Source organism: Protofrankia sp. Cas3, assembly GCF_963555955.1.
GTDB lineage: Bacteria > Actinomycetota > Actinomycetes > Frankiales > Frankiaceae > Protofrankia.
The window spans coordinates 1-17889 of record NZ_CAUVXP010000012.1; the positions used below are offsets into that span (position 1 = coordinate 1).

Genomic DNA, 17889 nt, shown 5'->3' on the forward strand with positions numbered 1-17889 from the left:
GTCGGTGTTGATCATGTGGGGTCGAGCCGGGTGCCCGACGTCTGGGTGCAGGTGCGGGCGACGCCAGTGGAGATCACCTGGTAAACAGTCATCGAAATATACCGAAAAGGCGTTGCTTGGCCAACGGGCCGCTGGTGGATCCGGGTCGGTGGATGTGAGGCGAATCTGGGGGGTTGACGTGATGGGTGTCAAAGGTCACACTTCGCGGACTGCTGAAATATCTATCCGATTAAGCGATTCAGATGGCTACGGTTGGTGACTTCAGCTGCCACTCTCAAGGAGGATCATGAAAGTCCCTACGAAGGCGCCCCTTGCGGTAGCGCTCGTTGGCGCTCTCGCGCTCGTCGCGTGTGGTAGTTCCACATCGGACAGCGCGGGTAGCGGAACGGGGTCCGCAACCACGCTTTCGGGTGAGCCTATAAAGATCATGTCGATCCAGGCGATGTCGGGCCCGTCCGACACCTACCCGGGATTGCCGGCAGCCGTGCAGGCTGCCGCTGCGGCGGTCAACAAGGCCGGCGGTATCAAGGGCCGACCACTGGAAGTCACTGTCTGTGACGACCAGTTCGACCCGAACAAGGGCGCCGACTGCGCGACCAAGGCGGCCCAGGGTAAGTACCTGTTCGTCACGGCCAACAGCAGCACCGGCGACAGGTACATGCCGATCCTGGAGAAGGCGAAGATCCCGTCGATCGGCGAGGTGCCAAGCAGCGCTTCCGAACTGAAAAGTCCGTACTCCTTCCCGTTCGGCAGCGGCGCGGTCAACATCGCCGGCGGTGGGACAGCCTGCGGCAAGCTCGGCAAGAAGGATCCGGCCGTCGCGGTCGTCGACATCGCCGCCGGCCGCAACTCGGCCAACTTCTTCGGTATCGGTCTCAAGCCGTTCAACCTGAGCATCAACAAGACGGTGCCGATTGCCCCGACCGCCTCGGATCTGACGACCGCCACGGCCACGCTGACCAGCGGCACCACCGACTGCATCGATCTGGTGGTGGGTACCACCCAGGCGACCAAACTGCTGCTGGCGCTGTCGCAGGCGGGTTCCAAGGCCACGCCCGCCTACGGCGCGACCGTCATCGAGGACAAAATGGTCAAGACGCTCGGCGCTGCCGCGAACGGATTGGTCCTCGTCGGTTCCACGCCGCCGGCCGGCGACACCAGCATTCCGGCGATCAAGCAGTTCAACGCCGAGCTGGACGCTGCGGGCGTGCCTGCGGACACCCGCAGCGAAGGTGCCCTGACCGCGTGGGCGACCGTCCACCTGGTGGCCCAGTATGCCCAGAAGCTGCCCACGATCGACGGCGAGAGCCTCGCCAACGCCCTGAGCACCGCGGGTGAGATCAACTTCTCGCCGCTTCCCAAGGTCGACTTCTCTAAATCGATCAAGGTTCTGTTCGAGGGTAACAGGATCTTCACCACGGCGGTTTACTTCTCGGAGATCAAGAACGGTATCCGCACTCCACTGTTCGACAACACGGCGTTCGACGTACTCACCAGCTCCTGACCCGCGGCCGGCCGCGCATCCGATCGCGCTCCAGGCGCGGTCGGGTGCGCGGGTGTATCCGCGTTCTCGGAAGAAAGGCTCTCCGACGTGGAATTCCTCCGCTTTGCCCTGCTGGGTCTCGGCACGGGCAGCTTGTACGCGCTGGCCGCGCTCGGGATCGTGTTGGTCTTCCGAGCCTCCGGAGTACTGAACTTCGCCAGCGGTGTGACGGGCGGGTTCGCCGCCTTCGTCTTCTACGACCTGCGCGACACCCATCAGGTGAACTGGATCATCGCGCTGGTTGTGAGCATCGCGTTCGGCGCGGCGCTGGGCGGCGCCACCCACCTGTTAGTCATGGTTCCGCTGCGCAAGGCCTCCGCGCTGGTCAAGCTCATCGCCACGCTCGGCGTCCTGTCGTTCGTCGAGGGCGTGGTGGTGCTCATCTGGGGGTCCGCGCAGGACCTGGTGAAATCGATCCTGCCGACCAAACCGGTGCACGTGACCGGCTCGTTGGTCATCGGTAAGGACCGCATCGTCCTCATCGGCATGCTGATCATTCTTGCGATCGTCCTGTGGCTGATCTATTCGCGGACCCGGTTCGGTCTCGCGACCACGGCGGTGGCGGAGAACCGGCGCACCGCGGCGGCCTCCGGATGGTCGACATCCATGATCGAACTGGTGAACTGGAGCGTCGGCGGCGCCCTGTACGCGACCGCGGCGATCTTCCTTGCGCCGATCACCGGACTGTCCGCGGGTTCGCTCACCCTGCTTGTCGTACCGGCACTCGCCGCGGCGCTGGTCGGCGGCTTCTCGTCCTTCCTGCTCACGATCGCCGGCGCCATGGTGCTCGGCGTCGCGCAGGCGGAGGTCGGACGCTACGCCCAGGTCACCGGGCTCGCGGACTCGGTGCCGTTCCTGCTGATCGTCGTCATCCTCACCCTCGGTGGCCGCGCCCGACCCGCTCGCGGCGACCTTCCCGTGCGCCTGCCGCTGCCCGGCCCGGGACGGGTGAACCTGCTGTTCCTGCTGCCGGCGATCGCGGTGGGCGCGGTGCTCGTCTGGACGGTGCCCGCCGACTGGGTCGACTCGCTCGCGACGACCCTCATCGCGGCGGTGCTCGTGCTGTCCGTCGTGGTCGTCACCGGTTACGCCGGGCAGCTGTCGCTGAGCCAGTGGGCACTGGCCGGGTTCGGCGCCTGGGTCGCCGCCCGGCTGGTCGCCACATCGGGGTGGCCGTTCTGGCTGGCGGCACTCGTCGGCATCCTCGTCGCGATCCCGGCCGGGCTCGTGGTGGCGCTCCCCGCGTTGCGCACCCGCGGTGTCAACCTCGCGGTCGCCACGCTCGGCCTGGCGTTGGTGATCCAGAACATGATCCTGAACAACGGTGAGCTCACCGGCGGGCTCGACGGGACGAACGTCGGGTCGCCGTCCGTGTTCGGAATCGATCTTGATCCGATCAGTTACCCGCGTCGCTACGCGACCCTCATCCTGATCATGCTGGTGCTGCTCGGGCTCCTGGTGGCCAACGTCCGCCGTGGCCGCACCGGGCGCCGGTTGCTGGCGATCCGCAGTAACGAGCGGGCCGCGGCATCGATCGGTATCGGGGTGTACGGGGCCAAGCTCTACGCGTTCGGCCTGGCCGCCGCGATCGCCGCGATCGGCGGGATCCTCACCGGGTTCCGTAGCCCGACCGTGGTCTTCACGCAGTTCGACGTGTTCGGGTCCATCAACGTCGTCATGTACGCGGTGATCGGCGGAATCGGCTGGGCGTCGGGTAGCCTGGCGGGCGGCACCATGATTGCTGGTGGTGCTGTGGCGAAGATCGTTGATTCTCTCGGTGACATCAGCGGCTGGCTGCCCCTCATCGCGGGCGCTGGCGTGATCCTGACGCTCTTCCAGGCTCCGGACGGGGTCGCAAAGATCAACTCCGACGGTTATCGGGCACTCGTCGCACGGTTGCGCGGCAGCAAGTCGGCACCGGCTACCGTCACCGCACCGGCTACCGCCACCGCACCGGCTACCGCCACCGCACCGGCTACCGCAACCGTCACCGCACCGGCCACCGCAACCGTCACCGCACCGGCTACCGCCACCAGGATGTCGTCCGGCCGCCGCCGGGAGCCCGCCGTGCTCGAGGTACGTAACCTCAGCGTCCGTTTCGGCGGGGTGCAGGCGCTCAAGGACGTCAACCTGCGCGTCGAACCGGGCACGGTGTTGGGCCTGATCGGCCCCAACGGCGCGGGCAAGACGACACTGCTCGACATCGTCACCGGCTTCACCCCGCCGACATCGGGAGAGGTGCTGCTGGACGGGAACTCCATCGCCAGGTGGTCCCCGGTGCGCCGGGCACGGGCCGGCCTCGCCCGGTCGTTCCAGGCGGTCGAGCTGTTCCCGGACATGACCGTCCGGGAGAACCTGCTCGCCGCGGCGGATGTCCAGAAGACGAGGTACTACCTCACCGACCTCATCCGCCCCGGGCGGCAGCGTCCGTCCGCACTCATGGACGAGGTCGTCGAGGAGTTCGGGCTGGCGGATCTGCTTGACAGCATGCCCGCGGAGCTGCCGCACGGCCGGGCGCGACTCGTCGGTGTGGCCCGGGCCCTGCTCGCTGATCCGAGCGTGCTCTTCCTCGACGAGCCGGCCGCGGGCTTGGACTCCCATGAGAGTGCCGAGATCGGGACGGTCATCCGGGGGATCGCCGAGCGGCGCAACACCGCCGTGCTGTTGATCGAGCACGACATTCCGCTGGTCCTCGGCATCTGTGACCGCATCGCGGTACTCGACTTCGGCCAGAAGATCGCCGAAGGGCTCCCTGGCGAGATCCGGACCAATCCCGATGTAATCCGTGCCTATCTCGGTGAGGACGCGACCGGTGAGGAGTCTGGCGGCGCGTCAGCCGGTCCGGCTCCGGCGGTGCCCGTGCCGTCGGAGCAGCCGGAGCAGCCGGAGCAGCCCGCCGAGTCGGCCGGTTCGGCGGAGCAGCCGGAGCAGCCCGCCGAGTCGGCCGGTTCGGCGGAGCAGCCGGAGCAGCCGGAGCAGCCCGCCGAGTCGGCCGGTTCGGCGGAGCCGGATGGAGCCGACGAGCTGGTTCCATCCGAAAAAGTATGATCGCGAAAGTTCGATGAGCGCGCCGCTCGAGGTCCGGCTGAGGAGCACACGATGACAGCGTTGATCGAAGCGATAGGACTGGCTGCCGGTTACGGTTCGCTCGCGGTCGTGCGCGACCTCGACCTGCACGTGGAGCCGGGAGAGGTTGTCGCATTGCTCGGCCCTAACGGCGCGGGCAAGACCACTACACTGCTCACGCTGTGTGGTGAGCTACCGCTCCTAGGCGGGGAGGTCAGGGTCGGCGGGCAGGTGACGAAGGCTCCGCTGTACCGCCGCGCACGCGCGGGCCTCGGTCTTGTCACCGAGGAACGGTCGGTGTTCATGAGCTTGAACGTCGATGAGAACCTGCGGGTCAGCGGGAGCGACCCGGCGCTCGCACTCGAGCTGTTCCCGGAGCTTGAGGCGTTCCGCAAGACCCGGGTGGGGCTGCTGTCCGGCGGTCAGCAGCAGATGTTGGCCCTGGCCCGGGCGCTGGGTCGCCGCCCGAGTCTGTTGTTGGCCGACGAGCTCTCGCTCGGGTTGGCGCCGCTGGTCGTCACGCGGTTGCTGCGCGCCGTCCGCGACGCCGCGGACGGCGGCGTGGGGGTCCTCCTCGTCGAGCAGCACATCGCGAAGGCTCTTGAGTTCGCAGACCGGGCCTATGTGATGAGCCGTGGCCGGATCGTTCTCAGCGGCACCGCGCAGGACCTGCGTGGACGCCTGGACGACATCACCCAGTCCTACCTGTCCGGTGCACCGCTGGCCCAGGCAGGCGTCTGACCTCGCGGCCAGGCGTCGAACGAGGAGAACCCCTGACTGCAGCGCCGCAGTCAGGGGTTCTCCTCGTTGCTCAGGTGCTCAGGTGCTCAGGTGCCCGAAGTCGGGTGTGTTCCTCAGGCCTCGACCCGGTCCGGCACGGTGAACAGCTTGCGGAAGGTGTCCAGGGTGATGGTGTGGCGCACCTCGTCCGGAACGTCCTGGAACAGCTCGCGCAGCGTCTTCTGGGTGTGGCCGTAGGTGCCTTCGAGGTGGGGGTAGTCGTCACCCCACATGACGTTGCGGTAGCCCATCGCGGTCACCGCGGGGACGGCGCTCACGTCGTGCTGGAAGGAGGTGTAGACCTGCCGGTAGATCAGTTCGCTCGGCAGCGCCGAGAGCTTGGGCAGCGCCCAGTTGCCGTGTTGGCGGTAGCCCTCGTCCATCCGGTCGGCGAGGGCCGGCACCCATGACGCCCCACCCTCGGCGATCAGGATCCGCAGCCGCGGGTGGCGGTCGAGCACGCCGGCGGCGACCAGGTGGGTGACGACCCGCATGCCCGGGAACGTCGTCTCGACGTAGTTGATGACAGCCGCTCCGGGGCCGCGGAACGCCTTGGCGTCCGAGCCCGTGCCGATGTGGAAGGCGATCGTGAGGTTCGCCGCTTCGGCGGCCGCCCACACCGGTTCCCAGTGGTCCTGGGCGTATTCCTTCCCGTCGGCGACCACGGTGGGCAGGAACACACACTGGAAGCCCATCCCGGCGACCCGCTCGATCTCGGCCACGGCGTCTTCAATCGAGGCCATCGACAGGATGGCTGCGCCGACGATGCGCGGTGAACCATTCATGATCTCTTCGCGGCACCAGTCGTTGTACGCCCGCACGGACGCGGCGGCGAGCTCACGGTCGGTGATCAGCACGGTCCAAAAGCCCATCGACGGGAAGACGAGCTGCCCCCAGATGCCTTCGGCGTCCATGTCCTGAAGCCGGAGCGTGAGGTCGTAGGCGCCCGGGGGACGGAAGGAGTCCAGGAAGTCGTTGAGCGCCCGCCGCTGAATCACGTTGTCGACGTAGATGGTCTCGTGCCGGTCGCCCCGCTCGCTACGTGGAGCGCGGTCCGCCAGGTGCGCCGGCAGCCTCGACGTCCACAGGTCGGCCGGCTCCAACAGGTGCGAATCTCCCGAGTTCACCCAGATCTTATCCATGCCGACTCCTCATTCCTGCCCGTGTCCCGTCGGCGGGAGTGCCCTTCAGGGCTGGCCGACCGCCCTCGGAGACTGCATTAATTCTTAAAATTAGTGATATTATTTCATTGCTCGTTTGTCAAGTGGATGTTGCCGTAAAGTCCCGCGTACACAACGGACTCGGGGGAGCGGGGGAACGGCTGTGGCTGGACGTTTCAGCGGACGGGTGGCAATCGTCACCGGGTCATCACGGGGGATCGGGCGGGCGATCGCCTGGCGGTTGGCGACGGAAGGCGCCGGTGTCGTCCTCAACGCCCGTAACAAAAATGATCTTGAGAGTGCCCGCACGGAGTTCGAGGCCGCCGGGTTGAGCGTGGACGCGGTCGTCGCGGACGCCGCCGAGCCGCAATCGGCCGCGCTGCTGGTCGCCGCTGCCACCCAGACGTTCGGCCGGATCGACTTCCTGGTGAACAACCTGGGGTTGAGCACCTACCTGGGCCGCCCGCACCTGGCCGATCGCGACAGCTTCGCCCGTGATGTCGTCGGTAACTCCTGGATCACGGTCGGGATGATCCAGGAGGCGATGAAGGCGGGCCTGGCGGACGGTGGCGGAGCGGTCGTCAACGTGTCCGCCATCAGCATCCGCAAGCTCGTCCCCTACGCCGCCGTGTACACCGCGGGCAAGGCCGCGCTGGAGGCGCTCACCCGCGATCTGGCGCTCGATCTCGGCCCGGAAGGCATCCGGGTGAACGCGATCGCCCCCGGCCTGGTGAAGACCGACGGCTCGCGGTTCGTCTGGGAGGGCAAGGAGGACATTCAGTCGGGGGTGGTCCCGCTGCGTCGGCTCGGTGAACCGGAGGACATAGCCTCGGTCGTCGCGTTCCTGCTGTCCGCAGACGCATCCTGGGTCACCGGCCAGGTGATCGATGTGGACGGCGGTTCGGTGCTGGCGCCGGGTGAGTTCGCCCATCCCGACTGAGAAACCCGGGTGTCGGATGTCGGAGTTTCGAACATCCGACATCCGACATCCGGGCCATCCGCCATCCGGACCATCCGCCGATCCGGTCACGAACGGCGAACCTCGCTCCAGGGCAGGCTCTTGTCGACCCGGATGTCTCCGGGCAGCCCGAGCACCCGCTCGCCGAGGGTGGTACGCAGGATCTCCGAGGTGCCGCCTTCGATCGTGTTGGCGCGGGCGCGCAGGAAGGCGCGGACCGGGCTGCCCTGGTCGGCGGCGTCCTCGATGTTGAATTCGCGGGTGTCGTAGGAACCGTAGATCATGCCTGCCGCGCCGAGCAGGTCCACGCAGAGGTCGGTCGCCTGCTTGTTCAACTGTGCTGTGGCGAGCTTCGCGACGGCGCCCTGCGGGCCGGTCCCGCCGCGTTCGCGGTCGGTGTCGCTGCGCAGGACGGTGAGCCGGGTGACCTCGATCTGCACCCACAGGTCGAGCAGCCGGTCACGCAGCACCTGCGCCTGCGCCGAGGATGTGTCGGCCCGCTCCCGCCACAGTCGGATCGCCGCATCGATCGCCGGCCGCGCCGAGAGCCCGTCGCTGAGCATGTAGCGCTCGTTGTTGAGCGTGGTCAGCGCCACCCCCCAACCCTGGCCGACCGCACCGATGCGCGTTGCATCCGAGAGCCGGACGTCGGTGAGGTAGACCTCGTTGAACTCGGCGTCGCCGGTCATCTGCCGCAGCGGCCGCACCTCGACACCGGGGGCTGTCATGTCGCACAGGAAGAAGGTCAGGCCGCGGTGTTTGATGACCGACGGGTCGGTACGGACGACCAGCATGCCCCAGCGCGCGACGTGCCCCCAGGAGGTCCACACCTTCTGCCCGTTGATCACCCAGCCATCCCCGTCGGGGACGGCGACGGTGGCCAGCGAGGCCAGGTCCGAGCCTGCGTTGGGCTCGCTGAACAGCTGGCACCAGACTTCCTCGCCGGTGAACAGCGGGCGCAGATACCGTTGCTGCTGCTCGTCCGTTCCGTGCGCCAGCACGGTTGGTCCGCCCATCCCGTATCCCAGCGGGTTGCGGAAGAAGCCGCTGGGGCCGCCGGCGGCGGTGATCCGGGCGGTGATGTGTTTCTGCAGGCCGACGCCGAGGCCCAGGCCGCCCAGGCCGACCGGGAACGAGACCCAGGCCAGGCCCGCGTCGTACTGCGCACCCAGGAACTCCGCCGGCGGCGTGGACGCCGGCGGGTACTCGGCGAGCAGGCGGTCGACGGCCGCGTCGACGGTCTCGAGCGATGAGGCTTCCGCTGTCTGCAGCGTCATCATGATCCTCCGTGGAAACCCCGGCGTTCACGCCGGGGAGGAAACGAACTTCTGCACGTGTCACTGGAGTGCTCGCACTGGTACGCACGCGGCACTGGCACCGTCGGCCAGTTGATCTGGCCATGACGGGCGGCTGGCTACGCCCTGTGTCCCGGTCAGGTGCGCATGTAGGCGCCGCCGGACACATTGACGATCTCGCCGGTGATGTGGCGGGCGCGGTCGGAGGCGAGGAAGGCCACCGTCTCGGCGATCTCGTCCGCGGTCGTGAGGTCCGCGAGCACTCCCAGAGCGCCGGGGATGTCTGCCAGCTCGGGATGGTCGTCGACGAACTTGGTCCCCTTTACCAGGCCCATCGATACCGTGACCGCCCGGATGCCGTGCGGGCCGCCCTCGTGCGCGCAACTGCGGGTGAGCACGTTGAGACCGCCCTTGGTGACCGCGTACGGTGACTCGATGCCGTTGCCGCCGACGTCCGGGGCATAGCTGCCGATGTTGACGATGACGCCGCCGCCGGCCTCGCGCATCAGCGGCATGGTCACCCGGCACAGGTACCAGGGGCCGGTCAGATTCACTTGCAGGACGCGGTCCCAGGCGGCCGGATCGTAGTCGAAGATGCCGCCGAGCACGTTCACGGCGGCGTTGTTGACCAGGATCTGCACCGGGCCGAGGGTGCCCGTCACCTCGGTGACGACCTTGTCGATCTGGTCACGGTCACCGGCGTCCATCGGGTATCCGACCACGGTGGTGTCCGGATAGTCGGCGGCGATCGCGGCGGTGACCGCGTGGGTCCGTCGCTCGTGGATGTCGGTGACGACGACCCGGGCGCCACCGGCGGCGAGTCGCCTGGCCGTCGCCTGGCCGATGCCCTGTCCCGCCGCCGCCGTCACCAGGGCGACCCGCCCACCGAACTCCGATGCCATGCAGTGCCTCCGATGTCGGGCCGTACCGTCCATCCCACGTGTCGGGCACTCGTGCCCTGAAGTGATAGATAAGATAACTGATTTTCCGCAAGCGGGCTATCATGTCGAACCGACCCGCGCCGGGGTCAGCCGCACGGTCGTCACATACGCCACCGCCACCGCCACGATGACCAACGGCATGGTGGCCAGGCCGTCGGTCAGCAGCAGCAGGGTGGCCATCAGGACCGAGGTCATCGGAAGCCTGAGCATCGCCGCGCTCATCGCCCCGATGCCCATGGCCGCACCCGCCACCAGCGGCAGGCCGGGCAGGTGAGACATGGCGATGCCGCCCACCGCGCCCAGGAACATCGCCGGGAAGACGGGTCCGCCCCGAAAGCTGCTCAACGACGCGCCGTAGGCGAGGCCCTTGCAGACCAGGAGCAGCAGCAGCGCTCCCAGCGAGTAGCCCGCGCCGTGGGCGATGAGCGGTCCCAGCGCGTCCTGCCCCGAGAACAGCACCTCGGCGGTGTCCCGCCCGCTGCCCTGCGCATACGCGATCGCCAGACCGGCGATGATCAGGCCCACCAGCGGGGTCGCCCACAGCAGGCGCCGTTCCACCGGGGACCGCAGCCGCAGGCCGAGCAGTCGGATGGCCGATCCGATCAGAGCTGCGGCGACCCCGATGACCAGTGCCCACCCGAATTCGGCGACGTTCGGTTGGCCGACCGGGGGAAGGTTGGGAATCGCCAGTGAGAAGGTTCCGAAGCCGGTCCAGGAACCCAGGCCAATGAAGATCAGGCTGCCGATCCCGGCGGCGAGCAGACCGGGCAGCAGTACCAGCTCGAGCGTCGCTCCGGCCAGCCCCACCGCTTCCATCAGCAGGAAGGCCGCGATCAGCGGCGAGCCCAACAGGGTGCTGATGGCCGCGAAGCCGCCGGCCGCGGCCAGCACCGCGCTGACTCGTGCGGGCGGGTCGCGTCTGGCCAGCCGCACCGCATACGCTGCCAGGCCGCCACCGATCGCGATGAGCGGCGCTTCAGGCCCGAGCACCGCGCCGAAGCACAGGGTCGCCAGCGCGGCGATCGCGATGCCCGGCAGTTCAGCGGGTGCGGGTGCGCCATGTGTTGTGAATCCGTCGGCTGGTGACGCACCGCCCGTTCCGGGCAGGTATCGGATGGCAAGCGCGACCAGGATGCCCGCCACCGCGAGCGTGGGTACCGGCCACCACAGTGGCTGCGCACGAAAGCCCAGCGTGACAGGAAGGTCTGTGAAGATCCACTCCTGGGTGGTGGAGACCAGTTTGAGGAAGCCGTATGCCACGGCCGAGATCGGTACGCCGAGGATCCCGGCGAGAGCGAGCAATCCGAGGTAACGGGGGTCCCGCAGCGGGGCCAGCGGATCGTTCGCCGGCGGGTCGGTCGGGGTCGTCTGTTTGTGAACGCTGACATTCTGGTCGGAGCTGTCGCGCCGAACGGTCGTCATCGTCGACCATCTCCGGACTGCCGGCCGCGCGCGGCTTGAGGGGAGCGGCGGCAGGGATCCCCTGGTGCGTCAACGGCGAGTGACCAGACCACACCCGATGGCTTGTTCCCTGGACCGCTCCCCGACAACCGCCGACCGGCGGACCGGCGGTCCCGTCTGCTCCCGGCCGCCTACCACCGGTCGCGGTGGACGACCGTCTCCAGCGGCGGCCTCGGTGCGGGCTTGAAGTCGGTGCCCACAGTGTAGGCGACCGGTATGAGTACACCCTGGCTCACGTTCGCCGGGATGCCGAGCAGTTCGCCGACCTCGGCGGCGTAACGCAGGTGCACCGTGGTCAGGGACGTCCCCAGGCCGCGGGCGCGCGCGGCCAGCATGAAGCTCCAGGCGGCTGGCAGCAGCGAGCCCCAGTATGCCGGCAGTTGCCATGCCGGGTACCCCTGCGGGTCACCCTCCAGGCAGCCGAGCACGAAGACCGGTACCCGGTGGAGGTTGTCGGCGAGGTACTGGGCGGAGGAGGCCACCCGTAGCTGGGATGCCTGACGGTCGGGATCGGCGATCGTGGCGATCGCTCGCTGGGACGTCGTGATGTAGGCCGTGAACGATGTGCGGTAGTACTCGGCGATGGCGGTCCGCAGGCCCTGATCGGTGACCACCACCCAGTGCCAGTTCTGCGCATTGGACCCGGTCGGTGCCTGCAGAGCGATCCGCAGGCACTCGTCGATCACCTCCGGCTCGACGGGCCGTTCCAGATCGAGCCGTCTGCGCACGCTGCGGGTGGTGCTCAGCAGCTCATCCGCGGTGAGATCCAAGAGTTGCATGTTGATCTTTCTTCTGGTGGCGGGTCGGCGCACGCCGACACTATGTGTCCCCGGTCGGCGGCGGCACCCGTTTCGCGCACTGGGGGGATGACCGTCGCTGCCGCGGTCGCCTTCCTGGCCGGGCCGGATGCGGACTTCGTCAACGCGACGACCCTGCGGCTCGACGGGGGCGTGGTCTTCTAGACTCCCAGGATGATTCGTGACGAGGACGCCGTCTTCGGGTAGTTCTCGCGAGGTCGTCCTGGTGAACTGGGATCAATCGTCCCGGCGGGGAGCTGGAGGTGTAGTGGCGATGACGCCGACAGAACCCCGCGAGCGGCTGCCCGCGCTCGGCCTCGACGAGATCGTGTCGGTGGCGTTGGATCTCGCTCGGGAGCTCGGCCTGGACGGCCTGACCATGCGGACCGTCGCCGGCCATTTCGGCACCACCCCGATGGCGCTCTATCACCACGTCCGCGACAAGCAGACCCTGGTAGATCTTGTTGTGGACGCTGTGCTCGCGCAGGTGCGGGTACCCACCCAGGGCTCCTGGGAGCAGCGCCTGCGGACGTTGTCGCTGGCCGTCGCGGATGCCCTGGACCGTTATCCCGGTGTTGCCGCGCGACTGGCCGACACACCGGGCCTGCCGCCCAACGGCCGCCGACTGATGGAGGCCTCCCTGTCGTTCCTGTTGGACGCCGGGTTTGACGAGACCGAAGCCGGGCTCGCCTATGCAACGGTCCACACGTTCATGTACGGCCGTTTCAACGTGGAGGCGGCGATGCGGGGACGGCGAGCACCTCGTAGCCGGGCGCCGGTGGCCGCTGGTTTCCCCGCGCTGGACCTGGTCGGTCCCGCTCAGGCCAACCTGCATGGGCGTGACTTTCGGGAGTACGGCCTGGACACCGTGATCAGCGGCCTGCGCAACCGGCTCGCCGAGACCCGGGCGCGAGCCGCCGGCGTGACCCCCGCGTCCCCGTCACCATCCTGACGGGGCCCGTCATCCCCCTTGCCGGGGGGCCTTGCGGCAGAGGCGACACTCCGCTCGAATTGAGGTATACAAGATAAAGTCGTTATACCGAGTGGCGGGGAGTCACACATGGCGAAGATCTGGGTCAACTCGGCGGACTCGCACGTGCTTGAGCCGCACGATCTGTGGAGGGACGCCCTCCCGAAGCGGCTCGCGGACCGTGCTCCACGCGCCGAGCGGGCGGATGGCAGGGAGACCGTCTACGTCGACGGGCAGATCATTCGCCGCGATCCGATCGCGTTCTCCGACGCGATGCGGCCGCCCGGCGCGGAGGACCCTCGCATCCGGCTGGAAGACCTCGACGAGCAGGGGGTCTGGGCCGAGGTCGTCTTCCCGTCCCGGGCGCTCTGGACGACGATCATGACTGATCGGGAGTTGGCCCGCGAGTGCGGGAAGGCCTACAACGACTGGTGCCTGTCGGAGGTCATGGGCGTCTCGCCGCGTTTCGTGGGAGTGGCCGTGGTCTCGGTGCTTGACACCGACGATGCCGTCGCCGAGCTGGCGCGCGCCGTGTCGGCCGGTTACCGGGCGGTGTTCCTGCCGGCGACCCCGCCGGAAGGCCGCGACTTCAACAACGAGGTCTGGGAGCCGCTGTGGGCGGCCGCGGCCGAGGCCGACATCCCGATCTGCTTCCACATCGGCACCGGTGCCGAACAGAAGGTGGCCCGGGGCCCGGGTGGCGCCGTCATCAACTACGTGGAGACCTTCTACCCGGCCCAGCGCACCATTGCCCATCTCGTGGCATCCGGTGTGCTGGATCGCTACCCCGGCCTGCGGATCGTGATGGCTGAAAGCGGCGCCACGTTCGTCCCGGCGCTCGCCGACCGGATGGACGAGGCCTACCGCCAGCACGACATGTTCGTTCGCCCCAAGCTGTCGCGGCGACCCAGCGAGATCATCTACAGCCAGGTCTACGCATCCTTCCAGCATGATCCCAGCGCCATCGGTACGGCGACCGCGCTGGGTTTCCGCAACGTCATGTGGGGCAGTGACTACCCACATCTGGAGGGGACCTTCCCGAACACCCAGAAGGTGCTGCACGAGCTGTTCGACGACGTGGCGCAGGACGTGCGGCGCCGCATCACCATCGACTGCTTCAACGAGGTGTTCGGGGTAGCCGAGCCGCCCGTGACCGTCTAGGGGGCCGCTGAATGACGGCGTTCGATCCGCGATCGCATCCACTTGTCCGAATGAAATATTGAACTATGTTCACTGTATTCGGACAGAGGTCGAGAGAAGGGGGCGCAATGAGCTCACTGGACGGCAAGGTGGCCATCGTTACCGGGGCGGGCCGGGGCATCGGACGGGAGGAGGCCCTGTGGCTCGCGGCCGAGGGCGCCCGGGTCGTTGTCAATGATCTTGGTGGTGACCGTACCGGGCTCGGAGCGGATGCGACGCCGGCTCAGGAGACCGCGCAGTTGATCCGTGACACAGGCGGCGAAGCGGTTGTCAACGGGGACGACGTCGCGGACTGGGCTGGCGCGCAGCGGCTGGTCCAGCAGGCGGTCGACACCTATGGCGACCTGAACGTGTTGGTCAACAATGCCGGGATCCTGCGTGACGGGATGAGTTTCAACGTCACCGAGGAGGACTGGGACGCGGTGATCCGCGTCCATCTCAAGGGTCACTTCGCGCCGTCACGGTTTGCCGCCGCCTACTGGCGCGAACGTTCGAAGGCAGGCCAGCCCACCTACGGGCGGATCATCAACACGACCAGCGACTCGGGCCTGTTCAGCAACCCCGGGCAGTCCTCGTACGCCGCGGCGAAGACGGGGATCGCGTCGATGACCCTCGTCCTCGCCCGCGAGCTGGAACGCTTCGGCGTGACCGTCAACGCGATCGCACCACGGGCGCGGACGCGGCTGACCGCGACGATCGGTATGACGCAGGAGGTGGAGGACGGTTTCGACGAGCTTTCGCCGGCGAACATCGCGCCGCTGGTCGCCTTTCTGGCCAGCCCGCACGCGTCCGACGTCAACGGGCAGGTCTTCTGCGTGGGCGGTGGCCAGGTGATCTGGATCGGGCCGTGGCACGAGGTGGGTCGGGTCGAACGGGACGCGCGCTGGACCGTTGAAGATCTTGTGAGTGCCCGGGCGGAGCTGTTCGCCGGTGGTTCGCCGGGCGTCCCGCCGCTGGTCATCCCAGGGTACGAGGCACCCGCCGGTGCCGCAGGTGCGCGGTAAACACCAGTGGCGGACTGGAGTGGGCTCCGAGAGCGGATCGTTCTCTGGGAGGACGACTTCGCGCTCGTGGTCAACAAGCCACCTGGGCTGTCCGTCATGGGTGAACGCCACGACACAGACCTCGTCACGATGGCTGCCGACGCCGGTGAGCTCCTGTGGTGGGTAAACCGAATCGACAAGGTGACCTCGGGCGCGGTGGTGCTCGCCAAGACGCAGAAATCCCATGGCGCGCTCACTCGCCAGTTCGTGAAGCAAACCGTGGCCAAGGCATACCTGGCGATATGCCAGCCTGGCCACTTTCCTGACCGGGGCACCATCGACCTGCCGCTGCTGACCGCTGGCAGCGGCAGGATTCGAGTAGCAGCAGAACGGCAGCATATCGAGCATGATCCAGCGGTCGGCACGTGGTATGTCAAGGCCGCCAACCTGCTGTCACGTAAGAACTACCCGTCACGTACCGACTTCGTGAACCTCTGGGATGACGACCAGCATGTCGTGGTCCTTGCGATGCCCGTGACCGGCCGCAGGCACCAGATCCGCGTCCACCTCGCCTGGGTCGGCCACGCCATTGTCGGCGATCCCTTGTTCAGCAAGAAGACCGACGCACCGACACCGCGTACCCATCTTCATTCATTGCGGATCGCTTTTGAGACGGCAGCGCCCCGGCCGCAGCGGGTCGAGGTTGAAGCCAAACCTGGTACCGACTTCTGGGAACCTGTTGTCCGGGGGTTGGCACCCCGTTCTCCCGACGAACTTCTGGATGCGGCCGATGCCATCCTCAAGGGAAGTTCACGACGAGACCGGCGGCTACCCGTCAGCGGCTGATTGATCATGTTTATCAGGTGCACGGCCGTCAACCGTCAACCGTCAACCGTCAACCGGCTGGATATTGCCGGCAGTATTCGTACAAGGCCATGGCGGTGGCCACCGAGACGTTATAGCTGTGCGGCAGTCCCCACACGGGAATCTCCACGCATGCACCCATGAGCGCCAGTTCTTCCTCGCTGAGGCCAAGTCGTTCGTTGCCGATCACCAGCGCCGTCTTACGCGAAAACTGAAACTCGTGCAGATTCACCGAGTTGGTCGTCTGTTCGAGGCCCACGAGTGTGTAGCCGTCCTGTGCGAGAGTTCTCAACACCGGGCTCAGCGTGCGGCGGTGCTCGATCGGGGTCTGCTCCGTACTGTCCCGGGTAATTTTCGGATCGATACGAGCATTCCCGCAGACGATTACCTTTTTGACTGCACAACAACCTGCAGTACGGACTATACTGGCCATGTTCACATGGCTACGGGTTGGAGCGCAGGCGACAACAATTTCCCTCGGCCGATCTAGCAGCGCCGGTGGGCGATGTCGAACCTGTTCGAACATGCCGTCGATGATACGGGTTGGCGGTAGGCGATAGCCGGTCAGGCCGTGCGCAGCCTGACCGGCAACGTGTCCAACGTCCGGATCGCGACATTGGCGCGGTAGCGAGGTTCGGCGGCCAGCGTGAGTTCGCCGGTCGCCCGGAGCAGCGCCATGATGGCGGCCTCGACCTGCATCCGCCCGAGGACGGCGCCGATGCAGAAATGGACGCCGAGGCTGAATGCCAGGTGGCGCCGGGCCGGCGACGGGCCGTGGTAGCGGGTGATGTCGAGCCGATCCGGTTCGACGAACACCGCCGGGTCCCGGTTGGCGCAGGCGAGCATGACGATCACACCGCTGCCACGCGGGAAGACCTGGCCGCCGACCGTGAGCTCGCGCAGGGCCACGCGATGGGTGAACTGGACGGGTGGTTCGAACCGCACGAGCTCCTCGACCGCCGACTCCGCCAGTTCCGGGCGACGGCGTAGCAGCGCCAGCTGGTCGGGGTTTCGGAGCAGGCCGAGCACGGCGTTGCCAATCATGCTTTCCGAGGTGCCGTAGCCGCCGACGATCATCAGTGCGGCGAGGGAGAGCAGCTCCCGGTTGATTGGGCCCTCGATGCCCGCAGCCGTCGCGATCATGCCGAGCAGATCGTCTGTCGGGGTGGCCCGCCGCTGCTCGATGAGGTCGGCGAAGGTGCTCTCCAGCGTCCGCTCGCCCGCCTCCCGGGCGGCGATGTCGGCCGGGGAGAGGAACACATCCGGGTCGACGCCGCGGGACATCGCCCGCAGCGGGTCACGGAGCCGTTCGGTCTCCTGCACGGCAATGCCGAGCAGTGCGGCTGTGGTGTGCAGCGGCAGCGGATCCGCCAGGGACGTCATCACGTCGGCCTCGCCCGTCCCGTCCGTCCCGCCGGCCTGGAGCATCTCGGCGGTGAGCCGATCGGCGGTGGCAGTCACGCCGGCGCGCAGTTCGGCGACCGTCCGTGCTGAAAACGCCCGGCTGACCAGCGCCCGGAGCCGGGTGTGTTCGGGTGGGTCGCGTACCAGAAACGACCCCGGTACGTCCGCCGCCGCGACGTCGGGCCGGAACGGGTTGATGCCGTCGTCGTAACCGTGGCCCCAGTCGGGGTTCGCCAACACGGCTTCGCATTCCTGGTAGCGGGGAGCGAGCCACAGCGTCGGGCCGATCGGCTGGAGCGCCCCGCCCTCCCGGATCCGCCGATACACCGGGTAGGGGTCGGCCCGGTGTTGCGGGCCGAAGACTGCCAGCGGGTTGTCCGCGGTCGGGGCGCTCGTCATCTACTTCTCCTCGTCCTCGGGAGTAACGACGGTGTCCTCGGAATAACGACGGTCAGCGCATCTGGACG

15 protein-coding genes are annotated in these 17889 nt (G+C 67.7%); 8 read left to right on the forward strand and 7 right to left on the reverse strand.

From position 1 onward, the window contains the following. Positions 1 to 286: 286 nt before the first annotated feature. The 3 genes from U9983_RS04135 to U9983_RS04145 all read left to right on the forward strand — a co-directional run bounded on the left by U9983_RS04135 (position 287) and on the right by U9983_RS04145 (position 5350). Positions 287 to 1504: an ABC transporter substrate-binding protein gene (locus U9983_RS04135; RefSeq protein ID WP_322752741.1), complete on the forward strand. Its 1218-nt coding sequence runs from the start codon at positions 287 to 289 to the stop codon at positions 1502 to 1504. A gap of 87 nt (positions 1505 to 1591) precedes the next feature. Then, positions 1592 to 4591 (forward strand): ABC transporter permease subunit, encoded by a 3000-nt coding sequence (locus U9983_RS04140; protein ID WP_322752742.1) that lies wholly within the window; start codon positions 1592 to 1594, stop codon positions 4589 to 4591. A gap of 51 nt (positions 4592 to 4642) precedes the next feature. Continuing rightward, positions 4643 to 5350 (forward strand): ABC transporter ATP-binding protein, encoded by a 708-nt coding sequence (locus U9983_RS04145; protein ID WP_322752743.1) that lies wholly within the window; start codon positions 4643 to 4645, stop codon positions 5348 to 5350. Positions 5351 to 5463: 113 nt separating this feature from the next. Here the strand turns inward: U9983_RS04145 and U9983_RS04150 are convergent, their stop codons facing one another. Further along, entirely contained in the window at positions 5464 to 6531 is a 1068-nt protein-coding gene (locus U9983_RS04150) for an amidohydrolase family protein (RefSeq protein WP_322752744.1), read from the reverse strand. Between the two features lie 181 nt (positions 6532 to 6712). Here U9983_RS04150 and U9983_RS04155 point away from each other — a divergent pair, with 181 nt between their 5' ends. After that, positions 6713 to 7489 (forward strand): glucose 1-dehydrogenase, encoded by a 777-nt coding sequence (locus U9983_RS04155; protein ID WP_322748190.1) that lies wholly within the window; start codon positions 6713 to 6715, stop codon positions 7487 to 7489. An 86-nt stretch (positions 7490 to 7575) separates the two neighbouring features. Here U9983_RS04155 and U9983_RS04160 read toward each other — a convergent pair whose 3' ends face one another. The 4 genes from U9983_RS04160 to U9983_RS04175 all read right to left on the reverse strand — a co-directional run bounded on the left by U9983_RS04160 (position 7576) and on the right by U9983_RS04175 (position 11983). Then, complete coding sequence (locus U9983_RS04160) at positions 7576 to 8784, reverse strand: acyl-CoA dehydrogenase family protein (RefSeq protein ID WP_416211268.1); 1209 nt, start codon at positions 8782 to 8784, stop codon at positions 7576 to 7578. Positions 8785 to 8939: 155 nt separating this feature from the next. Further along, positions 8940 to 9704, reverse strand: a complete 765-nt coding sequence (locus tag U9983_RS04165; protein WP_322752746.1) for an SDR family oxidoreductase — start codon at positions 9702 to 9704, stop codon at positions 8940 to 8942. A gap of 99 nt (positions 9705 to 9803) precedes the next feature. Next, on the reverse strand, positions 9804 to 11165 hold the full coding sequence (locus tag U9983_RS04170; protein WP_322752747.1) for a chloride channel protein: 1362 nt from the start codon (positions 11163 to 11165) through the stop codon (positions 9804 to 9806). Between the two features lie 170 nt (positions 11166 to 11335). After that, positions 11336 to 11983 carry a nitroreductase family protein gene (locus U9983_RS04175; protein WP_322752748.1) on the reverse strand — a complete coding sequence of 216 codons (648 nt, stop codon included), beginning with the start codon at positions 11981 to 11983 and terminating at the stop codon, positions 11336 to 11338. A 292-nt stretch (positions 11984 to 12275) separates the two neighbouring features. Here U9983_RS04175 and U9983_RS04180 point away from each other — a divergent pair, with 292 nt between their 5' ends. From U9983_RS04180 to U9983_RS04195, 4 genes are all read left to right on the forward strand, one after another. Next, a complete protein-coding gene (locus U9983_RS04180; protein ID WP_322752749.1) occupies positions 12276 to 12953 on the forward strand; it encodes a TetR/AcrR family transcriptional regulator C-terminal domain-containing protein in 678 nt (225 codons plus the stop codon). 108 nt (positions 12954 to 13061) lie between these two features. Further along, positions 13062 to 14132, forward strand: coding sequence for an amidohydrolase family protein (locus tag U9983_RS04185; protein ID WP_322752750.1), 1071 nt, complete (start codon positions 13062 to 13064; stop codon positions 14130 to 14132). 107 nt (positions 14133 to 14239) lie between these two features. Further along, positions 14240 to 15175, forward strand: coding sequence for an SDR family oxidoreductase (locus U9983_RS04190; RefSeq protein WP_322752751.1), 936 nt, complete (start codon positions 14240 to 14242; stop codon positions 15173 to 15175). Between the two features lie 66 nt (positions 15176 to 15241). Then, positions 15242 to 16000 carry an RNA pseudouridine synthase gene (locus tag U9983_RS04195; protein ID WP_322752784.1) on the forward strand — a complete coding sequence of 253 codons (759 nt, stop codon included), beginning with the start codon at positions 15242 to 15244 and terminating at the stop codon, positions 15998 to 16000. Between the two features lie 49 nt (positions 16001 to 16049). On the opposite strand, the gene U9983_RS04200 is transcribed toward U9983_RS04195, so the two are convergent. Both U9983_RS04200 and U9983_RS04205 read right to left on the reverse strand, forming a co-directional pair. Beyond that, complete coding sequence (locus tag U9983_RS04200) at positions 16050 to 16544, reverse strand: RNA methyltransferase (protein ID WP_322752752.1); 495 nt, start codon at positions 16542 to 16544, stop codon at positions 16050 to 16052. Between the two features lie 38 nt (positions 16545 to 16582). After that, positions 16583 to 17821: a cytochrome P450 gene (locus tag U9983_RS04205; protein WP_322752753.1), complete on the reverse strand. Its 1239-nt coding sequence runs from the start codon at positions 17819 to 17821 to the stop codon at positions 16583 to 16585. Between the last annotated feature and the right edge of the window lie 68 nt (positions 17822 to 17889).

Excerpts from the sequence above, each read along its gene's own strand:
- U9983_RS04200 (WP_322752752.1), bottom strand. The coding sequence starts at position 16,544 with ATGTTCGAACAGGTTCGACATCGCCCACCGGCGCTGCTAGATCGGCCG.
- U9983_RS04145 (WP_322752743.1), top strand. The coding sequence starts at position 4,643 with ATGACAGCGTTGATCGAAGCGATAGGACTGGCTGCCGGTTACGGTTCG.
- U9983_RS04185 (WP_322752750.1), top strand. The coding sequence starts at position 13,062 with ATGGCGAAGATCTGGGTCAACTCGGCGGACTCGCACGTGCTTGAGCCG.
- U9983_RS04180 (WP_322752749.1), top strand. The coding sequence starts at position 12,276 with ATGACGCCGACAGAACCCCGCGAGCGGCTGCCCGCGCTCGGCCTCGAC.
- U9983_RS04160 (WP_416211268.1), bottom strand. The coding sequence starts at position 8,784 with ATGACGCTGCAGACAGCGGAAGCCTCATCGCTCGAGACCGTCGACGCG.
- U9983_RS04150 (WP_322752744.1), bottom strand. The coding sequence starts at position 6,531 with ATGGATAAGATCTGGGTGAACTCGGGAGATTCGCACCTGTTGGAGCCG.
- U9983_RS04190 (WP_322752751.1), top strand. The coding sequence starts at position 14,240 with ATGAGCTCACTGGACGGCAAGGTGGCCATCGTTACCGGGGCGGGCCGG.
- U9983_RS04170 (WP_322752747.1), bottom strand. The coding sequence starts at position 11,165 with ATGACGACCGTTCGGCGCGACAGCTCCGACCAGAATGTCAGCGTTCAC.
- U9983_RS04135 (WP_322752741.1), top strand. The coding sequence starts at position 287 with ATGAAAGTCCCTACGAAGGCGCCCCTTGCGGTAGCGCTCGTTGGCGCT.
- U9983_RS04205 (WP_322752753.1), bottom strand. The coding sequence starts at position 17,821 with ATGACGAGCGCCCCGACCGCGGACAACCCGCTGGCAGTCTTCGGCCCG.
- U9983_RS04165 (WP_322752746.1), bottom strand. The coding sequence starts at position 9,704 with ATGGCATCGGAGTTCGGTGGGCGGGTCGCCCTGGTGACGGCGGCGGCG.
- U9983_RS04175 (WP_322752748.1), bottom strand. The coding sequence starts at position 11,983 with ATGCAACTCTTGGATCTCACCGCGGATGAGCTGCTGAGCACCACCCGC.